Source organism: Kocuria himachalensis (assembly GCF_054784195.1).
The window spans coordinates 95,352-112,474 of sequence record NZ_BAAGPL010000019.1 but is presented as its reverse complement, the minus strand read 5'-3'; the positions used below and the strand labels follow the sequence as shown (position 1 = coordinate 112,474).

General features: G+C 75.2%; 15 protein-coding genes. 12 read left to right on the top strand and 3 right to left on the bottom strand.

The features are described from left to right. Positions 1-42: 42 nt before the first annotated feature. Positions 43-1,791, bottom strand: a complete 1,749-nt coding sequence (locus ACYVM4_RS12875; protein WP_368821413.1) for a bifunctional 3'-5' exonuclease/DNA polymerase — start codon at positions 1,789-1,791, stop codon at positions 43-45. Positions 1,792-1,934: 143 nt separating this feature from the next. Here ACYVM4_RS12875 and ssd point away from each other — a divergent pair, with 143 nt between their 5' ends. The 7 genes from ssd (at position 1,935) to ACYVM4_RS12840 (ending at position 7,068) form a co-directional block, all read left to right on the top strand. Then, positions 1,935-3,020 carry a septum site-determining protein Ssd gene (gene ssd / locus ACYVM4_RS12870; protein ID WP_460668796.1) on the top strand — a complete coding sequence of 362 codons (1,086 nt, stop codon included), beginning with the start codon at positions 1,935-1,937 and terminating at the stop codon, positions 3,018-3,020. Continuing rightward, positions 3,017-4,222 (top strand): TadA family conjugal transfer-associated ATPase, encoded by a 1,206-nt coding sequence (locus ACYVM4_RS12865; RefSeq protein ID WP_460668795.1) that lies wholly within the window; start codon positions 3,017-3,019, stop codon positions 4,220-4,222. The genes ssd and ACYVM4_RS12865 overlap by 4 nt, the downstream gene beginning before the upstream one ends. Further along, positions 4,219-4,983: a type II secretion system F family protein gene (locus ACYVM4_RS12860; RefSeq protein ID WP_460668794.1), complete on the top strand. Its 765-nt coding sequence runs from the start codon at positions 4,219-4,221 to the stop codon at positions 4,981-4,983. The genes ACYVM4_RS12865 and ACYVM4_RS12860 overlap by 4 nt, the downstream gene beginning before the upstream one ends. Beyond that, positions 4,980-5,546 carry a type II secretion system F family protein gene (locus ACYVM4_RS12855; RefSeq protein ID WP_460668793.1) on the top strand — a complete coding sequence of 189 codons (567 nt, stop codon included), beginning with the start codon at positions 4,980-4,982 and terminating at the stop codon, positions 5,544-5,546. Before ACYVM4_RS12860 ends, ACYVM4_RS12855 begins: the two co-directional genes overlap by 4 nt. A gap of 213 nt (positions 5,547-5,759) precedes the next feature. Next, the gene (locus ACYVM4_RS12850; protein ID WP_460668792.1) at positions 5,760-6,059 is read left to right on the top strand and encodes a DUF4244 domain-containing protein; all 300 of its coding nucleotides are present in this window, start codon (positions 5,760-5,762) and stop codon (positions 6,057-6,059) included. Positions 6,060-6,332: 273 nt separating this feature from the next. Further along, a complete protein-coding gene (locus ACYVM4_RS12845) occupies positions 6,333-6,650 on the top strand; it encodes a TadE family type IV pilus minor pilin (protein WP_460668791.1) in 318 nt (105 codons plus the stop codon). A gap of 73 nt (positions 6,651-6,723) precedes the next feature. Beyond that, positions 6,724-7,068: an Rv3654c family TadE-like protein gene (locus tag ACYVM4_RS12840; protein ID WP_438612818.1), complete on the top strand. Its 345-nt coding sequence runs from the start codon at positions 6,724-6,726 to the stop codon at positions 7,066-7,068. A 4-nt stretch (positions 7,069-7,072) separates the two neighbouring features. On the opposite strand, the gene ACYVM4_RS12835 is transcribed toward ACYVM4_RS12840, so the two are convergent. Both ACYVM4_RS12835 and ACYVM4_RS12830 read right to left on the bottom strand, forming a co-directional pair. Then, the gene (locus tag ACYVM4_RS12835; protein ID WP_460668790.1) at positions 7,073-9,415 is read right to left on the bottom strand and encodes a DEAD/DEAH box helicase; all 2,343 of its coding nucleotides are present in this window, start codon (positions 9,413-9,415) and stop codon (positions 7,073-7,075) included. A 192-nt stretch (positions 9,416-9,607) separates the two neighbouring features. After that, positions 9,608-11,398 carry a glycoside hydrolase family 13 protein gene (locus ACYVM4_RS12830; protein WP_460668789.1) on the bottom strand — a complete coding sequence of 597 codons (1,791 nt, stop codon included), beginning with the start codon at positions 11,396-11,398 and terminating at the stop codon, positions 9,608-9,610. 265 nt (positions 11,399-11,663) lie between these two features. On the opposite strand from ACYVM4_RS12830, the gene ACYVM4_RS12825 reads away from it, so the two are divergent. From ACYVM4_RS12825 to ACYVM4_RS12805, 5 genes are all read left to right on the top strand, one after another. After that, complete coding sequence (locus tag ACYVM4_RS12825; RefSeq protein WP_368820561.1) at positions 11,664-12,449, top strand: DeoR/GlpR family DNA-binding transcription regulator; 786 nt, start codon at positions 11,664-11,666, stop codon at positions 12,447-12,449. Next, positions 12,446-13,582 (top strand): galactose-1-phosphate uridylyltransferase, encoded by a 1,137-nt coding sequence (gene galT / locus ACYVM4_RS12820; RefSeq protein WP_460668788.1) that lies wholly within the window; start codon positions 12,446-12,448, stop codon positions 13,580-13,582. Before ACYVM4_RS12825 ends, galT begins: the two co-directional genes overlap by 4 nt. Next, on the top strand, positions 13,579-14,820 hold the full coding sequence (galK, locus tag ACYVM4_RS12815; protein WP_460668787.1) for a galactokinase: 1,242 nt from the start codon (positions 13,579-13,581) through the stop codon (positions 14,818-14,820). Before galT ends, galK begins: the two co-directional genes overlap by 4 nt. A 278-nt stretch (positions 14,821-15,098) precedes the next feature. Then, complete coding sequence (locus ACYVM4_RS12810) at positions 15,099-16,499, top strand: MFS transporter (protein WP_368820556.1); 1,401 nt, start codon at positions 15,099-15,101, stop codon at positions 16,497-16,499. Positions 16,500-16,604: 105 nt separating this feature from the next. Continuing rightward, positions 16,605-17,102: a pyridoxamine 5'-phosphate oxidase family protein gene (locus ACYVM4_RS12805; RefSeq protein ID WP_460668786.1), complete on the top strand. Its 498-nt coding sequence runs from the start codon at positions 16,605-16,607 to the stop codon at positions 17,100-17,102. Positions 17,103-17,123: the final 21 nt, after the last annotated feature.

Here is a 17,123-nt window from a genome sequence, read left to right as displayed (position 1 = left end):
ACCTGTTCCACGGCACGTGCTGCGGCCCGCCGCGGGGGGCGTTCACTTGGCGTCCGCGTAGGACTCCACCACGGCCACGCTGACGGGGAACTCCACCGGGATCCGCCCGAACACCAGCCCCGCCGCACGCTCGGCGCAGTCGCGGACCAGCTCGGCCGCCCGCTCGGCGTCCTCCCGCGCGCAGTGCAGCACGACCTCGTCGTGCAGGAAGAACACGAGCTCCGCGTCGACGCCCTCCCGCGCCAGGGCCGAGCGGATGGCCCCCATCCAGCACACGGCCCACTCGGCGGCCGTGCCCTGGACCACGAAGTTGCGGGTGAACCGTCCCTGCGCCCGCGCCATCGCCCCGGCGCGCCGCTCGGCCTCCTCGGTGGCGGTGTCCCGCTGGGCCGCGTCCCACGCCGGGCCCGGCAGGGGTGACCAGCGGCCCAGGTGCGTGCACACCTGCCCGCCCGTCTCGCCGACCCGGGCGGCCCGCTCCACGTAGTCCACGGCGCGCGGGAACATCCGGGCGAGGTGGGGCATGAGCCGGCCCGACTGGCCCGTGGTCGCCCCGTACATCGCGCCCAGCATGGCCACCTTCGCCTGCGGGCGCTCGGTCAGCTCCGAGCCCCGCTCCTCGCCGAGGTCCGCGATGGCCTGGTAGAGGTCCCGGCCGCGCGACGCGGCGGCCAGGGCGTCGTCGTGGGCCAGCGCCGCCAGGACGCGCGGTTCGAGCTGGGCCGCGTCGGCCACCACGAGCACCCGCCCCGGGTCCGCCCGCACGGCGTCCCGCACCACGTGCGGGATCTGCAGGGCGCCCCCGCCGCGGGCCGACCAGCGGCCGGTGACCACCCCGCCCACCACGTACTCCGGGCGGAAGCGGCCGTCCCGCACCCACGTGGCCAGCCAGTGCCAGCCGTTGGCGCTGAGCAGCCGCGCCTGCTTCTTGTGCTCCAGGACGGGCTCGATCAGCGCCTGGCGCCGGGCGGCCAGACCGGGCACGGCCCGCGCCCACTCGACGAGCTCCCACTGCCGGGTGCTCGTCACGTCGATCCCCGCCGCCCGCATCGCCTTGAGCAGCTCCTGCGGGGAGTCCGGGTTCAGCCCCGGGGCGTGCAGCGTCTCCCGCAGCCGGGCCACGGTCTCCTCCATCCGCGGGGGCCGCTCCCCGGGCGCCGGCTCGGGCCCCAGTGCGTCCTCCAGCAGGGCCCGGTGGACGTCCTCCCGCCAGGGCACCCCGGCGTGCTGCATCTCCGCGGCGATCAGCGCGCCCTGGGACTCGGCGGCCAGCAGCAGGGTCAGCCGACGGGGGTCCACCGCGACCGCCACCGCGGCGAGCTGCGCCCGCAGCTCGCCGACCAGCGCGGACACGTCGGGACCCGTGGCTCGGGGGAGGTCGAACAGGCTCGACTGGTCCTCTGCGGGGGACGGCGGCGGGAGCAGCCCGGGCGCCTCGTCGGCGGGCAGCGGCGCCAGCACGGGCTCGTAGGGCAGCGGGCCCGTGGCGCCGGACCCGTGGGCGGTGGCGGCCGTGGCGAGGATCGCCTGGCACAGCCGCAGGTCGTGGCACCGCTCCACCCGGGCGCCGGCGGCCAGCAGCTGCGGGTAGACCGCGCCCGTGCGCTCCCAGGTCCAGCGCGGCGGCGTGGACCCGGACCGGCGGGCGGCCTCCTCGCGGTCGGCGACGAACGCGGCCAGCTCCCCGGCGGGCACGTCGATCCCGGGCCCGTCCGGTTCCCCGGAACCCGTCAGGTCCTGGACCCGGTGCCCGCCCCGGCCGTCCTGCGCTGGTCCCACCACGATGTGCATCCGGCCATTGTCCTGCACGGGTCCGTCACGCTACGCCGGTGCCCGGACTGCACACGCCCCCGGGCCCGCCGGAACCCGGTTGCCCGTCCACACCGGCACCGCCGCCGGGACGGGCCGGTCCAGGCCGCCCCGACAGTGGAGCCATGAGCACCGCCGCCCACCTCCCCGTCCCGGCCCCTCCGACGTCCGCCACCGCGGCCCACCGGCGCACCGTGCGCCTCGTCAGCGACGACGCCGGGCTGCGCGCCACGGTCGAGCGCGTCTGCGCCGCCGCCGGCGCCGACCTGCTGGCCGACCCGCCCGGTGCGGCGGCGCCGGGCACCGCGCCGGACACCGACCTCGTGGACGTGCGCCACGCCGTGCGCGGCCGGGTCCGGCCGGGCACGGTGCTCGTGGGCCGGCCCGAGGACCCCGGGATCTGGGACCGGGCGGCCGACCTCGGCGGCTGCGCCGTGGCCGTGCTGCCCGACGCCGCCGGATGGCTCGCCGACCTGCTCACCGCCCGGCCCGGCGGTCCCGCCGGCCCCGGCGGCACAGGACGGGTGGTGGGCGTCCTCGGCGCCGTGGGCGGAGCCGGCACCTCCACGCTGGCCTGCTGGCTCGCCGACCGTGCCGCGCACGAGGACCGGCCCGCCGTCCTCCTGGACGCGGACCGCGCCGGCTGCGGCATCGACGTCCTGCTCGGACTCGAGGACCAGGACGGTCTGCGCTGGCCGGACCTGCTCCGGATCGCCGGCACGGTGCACGCCGAGCAGCTGTGGCCGGCCATGGCCCGCACGGGACAGCTGCGCTGGCTCTCCTGGGACCGCTCCCCGCCGGACGGAGCCCCCGCGCCGTACGCCGCCGTGCTCGAGGCGCTGCGCCGGGCCGCGGCCCTCGTCGTCGTCGATCTGGGCCGGGCGGGGCCGGGCACGGCGGACACCGCGGCCCTGTGCGACGAGGTCCTCGTGCTCACGCCCCGGACGGTGCGCGGCGTGCTGGCCGCCCGGTGGGCCGCGGGTCTCCTGGCGGGAGCCACGGCCCGGCTGGTGCCCGCCGGGCTCAACGTGGCCGACGTCGACGACGCGCTCGCCGCCGCCACGACCGGTCTGCCCGTCGCCGGCTCCCTGCGCTTCCACGGCGCCGTGCCGGAGGCCTCGGAGACGGGGCGTCTGCTCGAGGCGGGCCGCTCCCGGCGGCTCGCCCGCGACGTGGCGGGCCTGCTCGAGGCCGTGGGGGCGACCCCGTGAGCGCCGCGCGCCCCGGTCCGCCGGATGCGCTGCCGGCCGCACTGCTGGACGACGTGCGGGACCGGCTGCTGACCGCCCCCGGGCCGGTCACGGACGCCGACATCGCCGAGGCCGTGCACGCGAGCGGCCGGGTGCTCGGGGCCGCCGGCACCCTCCGGGCGGTGGAGGCCGTGCGCGCCGAGCTGACCGGGCTCGGTCCCCTCGAACCGCTGCTGCCGCACCGGGGGCTCACCGACGTCTACGTCAACGGGCCCGACCAGGTCTGGCTCGAGACCGAGGCCGGAGTGCGCCGCGTCCCGTCCCCCTTCGGCTCCGACGCCGAGGTGCGCGCGCTGGCCGTGCGCCTCGTCACCGCCGCGGGACGGCGCCTCGACGCCGCCCACCCGTGCGTGGACGTCCAGACGGCCGCCGGCTACCGGGTGCACGCCGTCCTCCCGCCCATCTCCACGGGAGGGACCCTGCTCTCCGTCCGCTTCCGCAGCACGAGGACCCTGTCCCTGCAGGACCTCATGGCCGCGGGGACCGTCCACCCCGACGCCGCCGAGCTGCTCGTGGGCGCCGTGCGCTCGGGCGCCAGCTTCCTGGTCAGCGGGGCCACCGGCGCGGGGAAGACGACGGTCCTCAACGCCCTCCTCTCCTGCTCCCCGCAGCACGAGCGGATCGTGCTCATCGAGGACGCCGCCGAGCTGCGGCCCGATCACCCCCACGTGGTCGGCCTCCAGGCGCGCCACGCCAACACCGAGGGCGCGGGCAGCATCGACCTGGCGGAGCTCGTCCGGCAGGCCCTGCGGATGCGCCCCGACCGTCTCGTGGTGGGCGAGTGCCGCGGCGCCGAGGTGCGGGAGCTGTTCACGGCCTTGAACACCGGTCACGCCGGGGCGGGCACCGTGCACGCCAACTCCGCCGAGGCGGTCCCCGCCCGGCTCTCGGCCCTCGGCGCCCTGGCCGGGATGAGCCGGGAGGCCGTGACGCTGCAGGCCGCGAGCGCCCTGGACCTGGTCGTGCACGTGGCCCGCGCGGGCGGCCGCCGCGAGGTCCGTGCCGTGTCCCTGCTCGAGGACCGCGCCGGTGCCCTCGTCACGGTGCCCGCGGCGGTCCGGGCCCAGGACGGCGTGCGTCGCGGTCCCGGCTGGGACGGGCTGCGCGCCCTGCTCGACCGCTCTCCCGCCCCCGGCGACGACCTCGCGGGGAGCCGGCCGTGAGCACGGTCCCGGTCACCTTCCTGACGGTCTGCCTGTGCCTTGCCGGAAGCACCGCGGCGCTGCTCGCGGGCCCGGCCCACCGCGTCCGGTCGGTCGCGCGGGCGGGCACCGGCGCCGTTCCCGCGGTCCCGTGGTGGGCCCGGTTCACCCGGAACGCCGAGGCGGAGGCCGCCGAGTGGACCGCGCTGCTGCGCCGGCTCGCGGCGCTGCTGCAGGCGGGCCGGTCCCCGGCGGCCGCCTTCGAAGGAGCGGGCCCCGCCGGACACCGGGGCCCCCGCACGGACACCGGCCGGCACATCGAGCTGCTGTGCACCGCCGTGGCGTCCGCCGCCCGGCTGGGGCTGAGCGTCTCGACCGCCCTGGCGGGGGCGCCGGCCCCGGAGCTCGGCCACCGTCCGCTGGAGCGGCGGGCCGTCGCTACTACGGCCGAGCTCTCCCTGTGCTGGGAGGTGTCCGAGCGCACCGGCGCGCCCCTCGCCGCGCTGCTCGGCGGTCTCGCCGACGCCCTCGAGGCGGAGCTGGACGCCGAGGCGGCACGCGGCACCGCCCTGGCCGGTCCCCGCTCCACCGTCCGGATCCTGACCTGGCTCCCGGTGCTCGGGATCGGCCTGGGCATGCTCATGGGCGTCGACCCGCTGCGCACGCTGCTCACCACGCCGTGGGGACTCACCGCCCTCGTGACCGGCGCGGTGCTCACGGTCCTCGGACGGGTGTGGACGCGCACGCTGATCGGCCGCGCCGAGGCGGTGGGAGCGCGATGAGCGCCCTCGCCGCGCCCGCCGCCGGGCTGGTCCTGCTGGCCGCCGTGGCGCTGGCCGCGATCCCGTCCCGGGCCCGGCTCCCGGGGACGCCCCGCCCGGCCGCGGCCCGCGGCCGCCCACCCGGGCCGCACGTCTCCGCCGGCGTCCTCGTGGAGCTGACCGCGGCCATGCTGGACGCCGGTCTGCCGCTCGGGGAGGCCGTGGCCGTGCTGGGCGGGAGCGGGAAGGACGCCACCGGCGCCGCCCTCGAGGGGGTGGGCTCCCGGCTGCGACTGGGACTGCCGTGGCACACGGCGTGGGCCTCGGGGGGCGAGCTGCCCACGCACCTGGCCGACTACCGCGAGGCGCTCACGTTCACGGCGACGTCAGGGGCCCCGTCGGCCCGGAGCCTGCGCTCGCAGGCCGCCCAGGTCCGGCGGGCGGCCTACCGGCGGGCCGAGCGCGCGGCGGAGTCGCTGTCCGTCCAGCTCGTCCTCCCCCTGGGCCTGTGCTCGCTGCCCGCCTTCGTCTGCTGGGGCGTCCTGCCGGTCGTGATGGGACTCGTCCCCGAGGTGTTCGGATGACCCGCCGCGCCCGGAGCCGCGGGCCCCCGGCCGCCGGGTCGCGCCCGCTCCGCACCGGATCCCCGCCCGCGCGCCCTGCGCCCCCGAGGACCGGTCCGGCGCCGCCGCACTGCGGCGCCCCACCTCCTCGGCAGGCCAGTGCTGCCGGCCCAGTGCTGCCCGTCCGGCACCTGTTCCTCCCGCCTCTGTTCGTTCTGCACCGAAAGGATCGTCATGTCCCAGCACCAGATCACTGCATCCCGTCCCGTCCGGAACCGCCGCGGTCGCCCGGGGCTCGCCCCGGGCGTCGTCGCCGGGGGCCGCCCGGCCGCGCCGCCCGCCCGCGGGACCACCGGGGCCCCGCCCCGCCCGCTCGTCCGGGCCGGGGACGCGGACCTCGGCGCGACCACCGTGGAGTACGCCATGGTCGTGCTCGCCGCCGCGGCCTTCGGCGGCGTCATGGCAGCGGTGCTCTCCTCCGGTCAGGTGCGCGAGCTCCTGACCGCGATCATCGAGAAGGCGCTCGGCGCCTGAGCGGCCGTTCCCCGCGGGTCTCGCGGTGCCCCTGGCGGCGCCGCGGGACCCGCGGGGGTCGTCCCCGTCCCACCGACCCAGCGGCCACGCACCATGTCCCGTGAGGAGTCCGCCATGCCCGCCGACCGCCCCCGCCGCCGTTCTCGTTCAGCTCCCCGTTCCCGTCGCCGTTGTCGTTGCGGTTCCCGTCCTGCTGCTCCGCTCCACTCACGGCCGAGCCTCGGAGGGCGGCCTGCACCGCCGGACCAGGGCGCCGTCACCGCCGAGACGGCCGTGCTGCTGCCCGCCCTCGTGCTGCTCCTGGCCGTGCTGCTCGCGGCCGCCGCGGCCGGAATGACCCTCATCCGGTACGAGGAGGCGGCGCGGGCCTCGGCCCGGGCCGCCGCCCGCGGCGAGAGCGCCGCCGTGGTCCGCTCCACCGCGCTGCACGTGGCCGGCGAGGACGCCGTCGTCCGTCTGGGCAGGGACGCCGGGACGGCCACGGTCACCGTCACCGGCCCCGCTCCCGGCATCCTCGGGACCTGGGGCGGCTGGGAGCTGCGCGCCGACGCCTCCGCCAGGATCGAGGGAGCCGATGCGGCCGGTGGCTGAGCCCGTGGCGCGAGGCGCACCGGGCCGGGGCGACGGCTGCCGACACGGCGACGGTGACCGGGGGAGCGGCACCGTGCACGCACTGACGCTCACCCTGGTGCTGGGCGTGCTGCTGCTGACCGTGCTGCTGCTCGCCCAGGCGGGGATCGCGACCCACCGTGCCGGCAAGGCCGCCGACCTCGCGGCGCTCGCCGCCGCCGACACCGCCCGGGGCCTCGTGGCCGGCGACCCCTGCGGCACCGCCGAGCGCGTGGCCCGGGACAACGGGGCGCGGCTCGAACGGTGCGCGCTCGTGGAACCGGAGCGCGTCGTCGTCGACGTGCGCACCACGGTGGCCCTCGACGGGCCCCTCGCCCGCTTCGGGCCCGCCCGCGGCGTGTCCCGGGCCGGGCCGCCGGAGGCCGCCGGTGCTCCCTGAGGAATCAGGGGCGCGGGGCCTCGTGCAGCACCGCGTCGATCAGCCGCACCGCGCCGCCCTTGTCCAGCGGGTTGTTGCGGTTGCCGCACTTGGGCGACTGCACGCAGGACGGGCACCCGTGCTCGCACTCGCACGAGGAGATGGCCTCACGGGTGGCGCCCAGCCACGCGACCGCCGTGGCGTAGCCGCGCTCCGCGAACCCCGCTCCGCCCGGGTGGCCGTCGTAGACGAAGACCGTGGGCAGCTCCGTGTCGGCGTGCAGCGCGGTCGAGAGCCCGCCCACGTCCCAGCGGTCGCACGAGGCGACGAGCGGCAGCAGTCCGATCGCGGCGTGCTCGGCCGCGTGCAGCGCCCCGGGGACGTCGGGCTCCTCGATCCCCGCCCCGGTCAGCACGGCGCCCGGGACGGTGAACCAGACGGACTTCGTGAACAGGTCCCGGGCCCCGAGATCGAGGGGCTCCTCGCCCAGCACCTCGTTGGAGATCACGGCCTTGCGCTGGAACGAGACCACCTTCGTGGTGACCTGCACCTGGCCGAAGTGAACGGTCACCGGTCCCCACCGCTCCGAGCGCTCCTCGGCGACCACGCTCACCTGCGTGATGTCCCGCGCGGTGGTGTAGAAATCGGGGTGCGCCCGCGTCACGGCGGCGACCGCCCCCGCCTCGTCGAGCTCGTCCACGATGTAGGTCCGGCCCTGGTGCACGTACACGGCCCCGGGGTGGGCCTGGTAGTGGGACTGGGGGGAGTCCATCGTGCCCAGCACCGCGCCGGTGTCCGTCTCGATGATCCGGATCGGCCCGCCGCCGTCCGAGCGCAGCGACACCATCCCGGCCGCGGACTGGGGGTGCGTCCAGAACCAGCCGGTCGGCCGGCGGCGCAGGTGCCCGCTCGCCACGAGCGAGCCGAGCACCTCCGCGGCGGTGGGCCCGAAGCTGTCGATCTCCTCCGCGCGCAGCGGCTGCTCGGCCGCGGCCGCGCACAGGTGCGGGGCCAGCACATAGGGGTTCGAGGGGTCGAAGACCGTGGCCTCGACGTCCACGTCGAAGATCGCCTCCGGGTGGTTCACGAGGTACGTGTCGAGGGGGTCGTCGCCGGCCACGAAGGCCGCCAGGGCCTCCTGCCCGGCCCGGCCGGCCCGGCCGATCTGCTGGAAGAAGGACGCCCGGGTGCCGGGCCATCCCGCCACGACCACGGCGTCCAGCCCGGCCACGTCGATGCCGAGCTCGAGCGCGGACGTGCTGGCGATCCCCAGCAGCCGTCCGTCCCGCAGGGCCTCCTCGAGCTCCCGACGCTCCTCGGGGAGGAACCCGGAGCGGTAGGCCGCCACCCGGTGGGCCAGCGAGGGGTCGACCTCCTCCAGCTGGCGGTGGGCGATCTGGGCGATCGTCTCCGCGCCGCGGCGGGACTTGATGAACGCGATGGTGCGGACCTGGCGGAGCACCAGATCCGTGAGCATGTCGGCGGTCTCGGCCAGGGCCGTGCGGCGCACGGGGGCGTCGTTCTCGCCGCCACCGTCCGTCTGCTCCGGCTCCCAGAGCACCACCGTGACCGGCCCGTGCGGGGAGAAGTCCGTGGTCACCGGCGTCACCTCGGCCTCGGGGACGCCGACGAGACGGGCGAAGGAGGAGTGCGGCTCGAAGGAGGTCGCGGACGCCCCGATGAAGACGGGATCCGCACCGTAGAGACGGCAGATCCGGCGCAGCCGCCGCATGAGGTTGGCCACGTGCGAGCCGAAGACGCCCCGGTAGGAGTGGGCCTCGTCCACCACGACGTACTTCAGGCGGCGGAAGAAGCGGGACCACCGCGCGTGGTTGGGCAGCACCCCGTAGTGCAGCATGTCGGGGTTGCACAGCACCACGTCGGCGTGGTCCCGGACCCACCGGCGCTCCGCGGGGTCGGTGTCGCCGTCGTAGGTGGCGGCGCGCAGGGTCGGCAGGCCGAGCGCGTCCAGGCCCTTGAGCTGGTCGGCGGCCAGGGCCTTGGTGGGGGAGAGGTAGAGCGCCGTGGCCTCGTCCGGGTGGTGGATCATGCCCGGGTTCGCCAGCGCCGCGAGCCGGCCGCGGTGCACGGCGTCGGCCACGGGCGCCTGGTAGGCCAGGGACTTCCCCGACGCGGTCCCCGTGGCGACCACCACGTGTCGGGGGGCCAGCACCGCCTGGACCTGGTGCAGGTACGGCGCGTGCACGCCGAGCCGCTCGTAGGCCGCGACCACGTCCGGGTGGAGGTGCTCGGGCCACGGCGCCGTCACGGCGTCCCGGTCGGGGATCTCCCGGACGTGCCGCACCTGCTCCGGCGCGTCGCCGCGGCCGAGCAGGGGGATCAGGGAGTCGTGGTCGGTGGACGGCACCGGTTCATTGTGCCACCGCGGCCCCGGCGCCCACACCCGCCGAGGGAGCGCCGGGAGGGCGGGGGGCGCCGGCCGCGGACGGGGCCGGCCGGGCGTGCCGGCCGGGCGTGCCGGCCCGGCACACCCACCCTGCTCCTCAGTCCTGTCCTGTCAGTCCTGTCCTGTCAGTCCTGTCCTGTCAGTCCTGTCCTGTCAGCTCTGTCCCGCGGCCCCGCGGACCCACCGGTGCACGCGCGCCTCCCAGGGGGCCAGCACGGTGACGTCCGCAGGGCCACCGGACAGGTTGCCGAGCAGCACCTCGGTACCGGCCCAGGCGGCGGCGTCCGGCAGGTCGACACCCACCTCCTCACCCGAGACGTTGCACAGCACCAGCAGCTCCACCTCGCCGAGCCGCCGGGTGAAGGCGTAGACCTGTTCGTGGTGGGGGACCAGCATGGTGAAGTCGCCCAGGGCGACCACGGGCTCGGTGTGCCGCAGCGCGATGAGGCGGCGGTAGTGGTGGAACACCGAGTGCCCGTCGGCCCGGGCGGCTTCGGCGTTGACCACCTCGTGGTTCGGGTTGACCGCGATCCACGGGGTGCCGGTGGTGAACCCGGCGTTCTCCCCGCCGGTCCACTGGACCGGGGTGCGGGCGTTGTCCCGGCCCGTCCAGCGCAGCCCCTGGAGCACGGTGGCGGGCTCGGCGCCGGCTGCCACGGCGTGGCGGTAGTGGTTGACCGACTCGATGTCGCGGAAGTCCTCGATCGTCTCGAACGGTGCGTTGGTCATGCCCAGCTCCTCGCCCTGGTACACGTACGGGGTGCCGCGGTGCAGGTGCAGCAGGGTGGCCAGGCACGTGGCCGAGGCCACTCGGTGCTCGGGGCTGTCGTCGCCGAAGCGCGAGACCGCCCGGGGCTGGTCGTGGTTGTTCCAGTACAGGGAGTTCCAGCCGACCGCCTCCAGGCCCTCCTGCCAGCGGCCCAGCGAGGCCTTCAGATCGGTCAGCCGCAGCGGCTTCGGGTCGAACTTCCCGCCGGGGCCGTGGTCGAGGCCCACGTGCTCGAACTGGAAGACCATGTCCACCTCGGCCCGGGCCGGATCGGTGAACAGCACCGCCTCCTCCACGGTCACCCCCGGCATCTCGCCCACGGTGATGAGCTCGGCGTCCCGGCCAGCGAAGACCTCGCGGTGCATCTCCTGGAGGAACTCGTGGATCCGGGGACCGCAGAGGTAGGACGCCGACCCGTCGCCCCAGGGCGTCCCGTCCACCGGCGGCCCGTCGTGCAGGTGGCCGTCTGCGGCGACGTCCTTGCTGATCATGTTGATGACGTCCATGCGGAAGCCGTCCACCCCGCGGTCCAGCCACCAGCGCATCATCGCGTACACGGCCTGGCGCACCTGGAGGTTCTCCCAGTTGAGGTCCGGCTGCTTGCGGGAGAACAGGTGCAGATAGTACTCCCCGGAGGCCTCGTCGAGATCCCAGGTCGAGCCGGAGAAGAAGCTCTGCCAGTTCGTGGGCTCCGCGCCCGGGGCGCCGGGCTCCATGCCGTTGCGCGGGGCCCGCCACCAGTACCAGTCCCGTTTCGGGGAGTCCGGGGAGGAGCGGGACTCGACGAACCACGGGTGCTCGTCAGAGGTGTGGTTGACCACGAGGTCCATCACCAGCTTCATGCCGCGTCCGTGCACCGCGGCGAGCAGCTCGTCGAACTGCTCGAGGGTGCCGAAGGCCGGGTCGATGTCCTGGTAGTCGCTGATGTCGTAGCCGTTGTCGTCCTGCGGGGACCGGTAGACGGGGGAGAGCCAGAGCACGTCCACGCCCAGGTCCTGCAGGTGGTCCAGGTGGGCGATGATGCCGCCGAGGTCGCCGACCCCGTCGCCGTCGGAGTCGGCGAAGGAGCGGGGATAGATCTGGTAGACGACCGCGCCGGTCCACCACGCGGGGACGTCCCCGGTGCCGCTGCCGGACCGCTGGACGGTGGTGTGCTGCTGGTGCTCGGTGCTCATTCGACTGCTCCTCGGGTGACTCCGCGGACGACCGGCCCACGACAGGCGACGGCACGCCGGGTCGGCAGTGTCGTCGTCCGGGTGCGACCCGTCTCGATACCCGACCAGTCTGCGGGAAGGGCGAGCTGTGGGGACACCGCCGACGGAGATGGAATCAACACCATTCCACACGAAATGTGTTCAAATGAACATCATGCGGGGGGCGTGGGTCCACCTCCACCGGAACACCGGCCCGCACGGGCCCCGCGACCACTCAGGAGAACCGATGACCGAGACGCTCCCCGACCGTCGGCGGCGGGAGATCCTCGACCGCGTGCGCGCGGCCGGTGCCGTGCGGGTCGCGGACCTGGTCGCCGAGCTGGGCGTGTCCGACATGACGGTGCGACGGGACCTGGACCGGCTGGCCCGGGACGGGGAGCTGCAGAAGGTGCACGGCGGGGCGAAGCTGCCGGTGGGGTCCTCCGCCGCCGAGCCCGGCTTCCCGCACAAGTCCCGGTTGCAGCTTCCGGAGAAGGCGGCGATCGCCGCGGCCGCCGAGGCCATGGTGCAGCCGGGGATGTCCGTCTCCCTGAACTCCGGGACCACCACCTTCGCGCTGGCCCGCGCCCTGCGCCGCGTCTCCGGCATCACGGTGGTGACGAACTCCCCCCGCATCGCCGACGTGCTCCAGGGCGCGCCGGCCGCGGGCCAGACCGTCGTCCTCACCGGCGGCGTCCGCACCCCGTCCGACGCCCTGGTGGGCCCGCTGGCCACAGCCGCCCTGCGCACCCTGCACGTGGACGTGTGCTTCCTGGGCGTGCACGGACTGTCCGAGCGCGACGGACTGACCACCCCGAACATGATGGAGGCCGAGATCAACCGCCTCTTCCTGGAACGCTGCGACCGCAGCGTGGTGCTGGCCGACTCCACCAAGTGGGGCCTGTCAGGCCTGTACCGCATCGCCGGTCTCGACGAGGTCGACACCGTCGTGACCGACGACGGCCTGGGCGCGGCGGACCGCGAGACTCTGAGCCGACACCTTTCCGACCTGCGACTGGAGCCCGTCCGATGACACTGCCGCTGCCCACCGACCGCGCGGGGACCATCGCGCACCGGACCCACCACCTCGCCGACGGACGGGAGGCCGTGTTCTTCGGCGACCGCGGCACCCCGCCCGTGGAGCACGTCGTGGACCGCCGGCCCCTGGACGCCCGCTCCGGTGGTGGGGAGGTGCGCTTCGACCGGCTGACGGGGGAGTGGGTGGCGGTGGCCGCCCACCGGCAGGCGCGCACCTACCTGCCCCCGGCCGACCAGTGCCCGCTGTGCCCGAGCGTGGGCGGGCGGGAGTCGGAGATCCCCACGGAGGACTTCGACGTCGTCGTCTTCGAGAACCGCTTCCCCTCGCTGGGCCCGGCGCTCGACGAGCTGCCGGACCCGCAGCGGGTGGGGGAGCGCTCCCTGTGGGGCGCCCCGTCACCGGCGGTGGGCCGGTGCGAGGTGGTGGTGTTCACCCCGGAGCACCAGGGCTCCTTCGCGTCCCTGCCCGCCGAGCGGGCGCGCACCGTGGTGGAGGCCTGGGCCCAGCGCACCGAGGCGCTGTCGCGGATGGCAGGGATCCGGCACGTCTTCCCGTTCGAGAACCGGGGGGAGCAGATCGGCGTGACGCTGCACCACCCGCACGGGCAGATCTACGCCTATCCCTACCCCGCTCCGCACGCGGCCCGGCTCGCGGCTCGCTCGAGGGCGCACCTCGAGCGCACGGGGCGGGCGCTGATGGGTGAGGTCCTGGCCGACGAGACCGCCGCCGGGGACCGCATGGTGCTGGTGGGCGAGCACTTCTCGGCCTACGTCCCCTACGCCGCGCGATGGCCGCTCGAGGTCCACCTGGTCCCGCACCGTCAGGTCCCCGACCTGGCCGCCCTCACCGGAGCGGAGCGGGACGAGCTGGCCGTGGTGTACCAGGACCTGGTCCAGCGCGTGGACCGGCTCTACGACACGCCGACGCCCTACATCTCCGCCTGGCACCAGACCCCCGTGGGCGCGGCGGACCGCGAGGCCGGCCGGCTGCACCTGCAGCTGACCAGCCCGCGGCGCGCGGAGGACAAGCTGAAGTTCCTGGCGGGCTCCGAGGCCGCCATGGGGGCGTTCATCAACGACGTCACCGCCGAGCAGACCGCCGCACGTCTGAGGGAGGCCGCCCGATGACCCACCGGCAGACCGCTCAGCAGGCCGGGCACGACGACGGCACCCGGGCCGAGGAGCTCTCCCGCCGGTTCGCCGAGGTCTACGGCCACGCTCCCGACGGGGTGTGGCGGGCGCCGGGGCGGGTGAACCTCATCGGGGAGCACACCGACTACAACGACGGCTTCGTGCTGCCCTTCGCCATCGACCGGGCGGCGATGGTCGCGGTCCGGCTGCGCCGGCCGGACGGGGCGGGACACGACGGGGACGCGGCAGCGGCCGGGCACGACCTCGTCGACCTGGCCTCCACCTGGGCCCCGGACGACTCGGGCCTGACGCGGGCCCGGTTCCGGATCGCCGACCTGGTGCCGGGAGCGGTGTCCGGGTGGGGAGCCTATCCGGCGGGCGTGGTGCACGTGCTGGCCGGCCTCGACGGGGTGGAGGTGCCGGGGTTCGAGCTGCTGCTGGACTCGACCGTCCCCGTGGGCGCGGGCCTGTCCTCCTCCCACGCCGTGGAGGTCGCCACGATCGTGGCGCTCGACGACCTGCTCGGCCTGGACCTGGACCGGCCGGCCATGGCGAGGCTGACCCAGCAGGCGGAGAACGACTTCGTCGGCGCACCCACCGGCATCATGGACCAGTCGGCCTCGCTGATGGGCCGGACCGGGGCCGCGCTGTTCCTGGACTGCCGGACCCTGGAGTCCGACCTCGTGCCCCTGCCGGTGGCCCAGCACGGGCTGACGGTGCTGGTGGTCGACACGGGAGTCGCGCACTCCCACGCCGACGGCGGCTACGGCGCCCGGCGCGCCTCCTGTGAGCGCGGGGCCGCCGCCCTGGGGGCGGCCTCCCTGCGCGACGTCCCGGACGGGGCCGACCTGACGGGACTGGACGAGGAGACCGCCCGGCGGGTCCGGCACGTGCTCGGCGAGAACCGCCGGGTCCTGGAGACCGTCGAGCGGCTGCGGGCCGGGGACGTCCGGGGCATCGGTGAGCTGCTGGTCGCCTCCCACGTCTCGCTGCGGGACGACTACGAGGTCTCGTGCCCCGAGCTCGACCTCGCCGTCGACACGGCCCTGGCCGCCGGGGCGGTGGGGGCGCGGATGACCGGCGGCGGCTTCGGCGGCTCCGCGATCGCGCTCGTGCCCGCGGGGCACACGGAACAGGTCCGGAGCGCCGTCGCGGAGGCCTTCGCGAACGCGGGACACCGGGCCCCTGAGGTCTTCGTCGTCGTCCCGGGAGAGGGCGCCGGCCGGGTGCGCTGAGGCGCTCGGCTCCGGCGGGAGGAGACCGCCGGCGCTGCGGAGGTGCTCCCCGTGCCGGGCCCGCGAGGGTCCGGTTCCGACGTCATTACCGTCCGCGCTCTTGACGCGCCCTGTGATCTGGATCATCCTGGTGTTCAAGATACAAAAACGATTGCCACCATGTGGCAATGACGGTGTCGGCCAGTGGCTTCTCGATCCTGTCCACCCGCCGCCCCTCTCCCGCTCCGCCCACGTCCCGTGCTCCCCGCCGTCCGGGGGCACTCAGCGAAGGACCTCCCATGAACTCCTCTCCTCCACCGGCCGGTACGGTCGCGACCCACGGCAAGACCCCGAAGAAGGCGGCGCTGGCCAGCTGGATCGGCTCCGCGCTGGAGTACTACGACTTCGCCGTCTACGGCACGGCCGCCGCCCTGGTGCTCAATCACCTGTTCTTCCCGGCGGACACCTCCCCCGGGGTGGCGATCCTGCTGTCGATGGGCACCGTGGGCGTCGCCTATGTCGTCCGGCCCCTGGGAGCCCTGATCATGGGTCCCCTCGGTGACCGCTTCGGACGCAAGTTCGTGCTGATGCTGACCCTGTTCATGATGGGTGCCGGCACGTTCGCCGTCGGCTGCCTGCCGACCTACGACCAGGCCGGCCTGCTGGCCCCTGCCCTGCTCGTGACCTGCCGGGTCATCCAGGGGCTGTCCGCCTCCGGCGAGCAGGCCAGCGCGATCTCGGTCTCCCTGGAGCACTCCGAGGAGGAGCGGCGGGCCTTCACCACGAGCTGGACGCTGCAGGGCACCCAGTTCGGCACCCTGCTCGCCACCGCCGTCTTCATCCCCTTCACGCTCGTGCTCACCGAGGAGCAGCTGTTCAGCTGGGGCTGGCGGGTCCCGTTCTGGCTCTCCGCCGTCGTGGTCGTCGTGGCCTATCTCATCCGCCGCCACCTGGAGGAGCCGCCCGCCTTCGAGCAGGCCAGGGCCGTGCTGCCCGGCGAGAAGCCGGCCACCCCGCTGGCCCTGATGGTCAAGTACCACAAGACCGCCGTGCTCCGCGTGGCCGCGGCCGCCATGATCAACACCGTCAACGTGGTCTTCCTGGTGTGGTCGCTGTCCTTCGCCACCTCCGTGGTGGGCCTGGACCGCTCGACCATGCTGTGGGTCTCCGTCCTCGCCAACGCCGTGGCCCTGCTCATGATCCCCGTGGCGGCCATGGTCGCCGACCGGGTCGGGCGCAAGCCGGTGTTCATCACCGGGGCGGTCGGCGCGGCAGCGATGATGTACCCCTATCTGGCCGCCGTGCACGCCGGCAACTGGACGCTGATCTTCCTCCTCGGGGGCATCATGTCCGGCTTCTTCTACTCCATGGCCAACGGCATCTGGCCCTCCTTCTACGCGGAGATGTTCCCCACCCGGGTGCGCGTGACGGGGCTTGCCCTGGGCACCCAGATCGGCTTCGCGATCTCCGGCGGCTTCGCCCCGGTCCTGGCCAGCTCCCTTGCCGGGGCCGAGGGGGACAACTGGCTGGGCGTGGCCGGGTTCGTCACCGGCGCCTGCCTGATCGCCGTGGTCGCCGCCCTGACGGCCAGGGAGACCAAGGACAGGACCCTGGGCGAGATCGACGACCTGCACACCACCCGCACCGAGGCGGTCGAGCTCGACAGGCTGCAGGGGGCGGCCACGACCGCCGATCGCTGAGCGCCCCGGAAGCGCAGACGAGCGCGGACGAGCGCAGACGAGGGCGGACGCCCCGGTCACCGCGACCGGGGCGTCCGCCCGTCCCGGACCCCTCCGGTCACGAACATGACACGGGTCACGTCCGCGAAGGCCGCGTGCCGGAATGACCGCACGAGCAACCCCATGAACATCTCCGGGCACAACCCCGACAAGGAGGCCCGGGCGCACCGGCCCCCGGTCACGGAGCTGTCCCCGGAGCAGTGCTGGGAGCACCTCTGCAGCGCGCGCTTCGGCCGGATCGCCACCATGGACGGCGACGAGATCGAGATCACCCCCATCAACCTCGTGGCCGACGACGAGAAGATCTACTTCCGCACGGCCAAGGGCACCAAGCTGCTGCACCTGGTGCTCAACGAGCACGTCGCCGTGCAGGTCGACCAGGCGCAGGGCGGGGAGGCGTGGTCCGTGATCGTGCGCGGCACGGCCCGCCAGCTGACCGACCCGGAGGAGACCGCCCGGGTGGACGAGCTGCCGCTGCGGCCGTGGGTCGAGACCACCAAGCTCGAGTACGTCGAGGTGATCCCCACGAAGGTCACGGGCCGCGTGTTCCACCTGGGCCACTGACCCGGTGCCTCGCACCGGGGC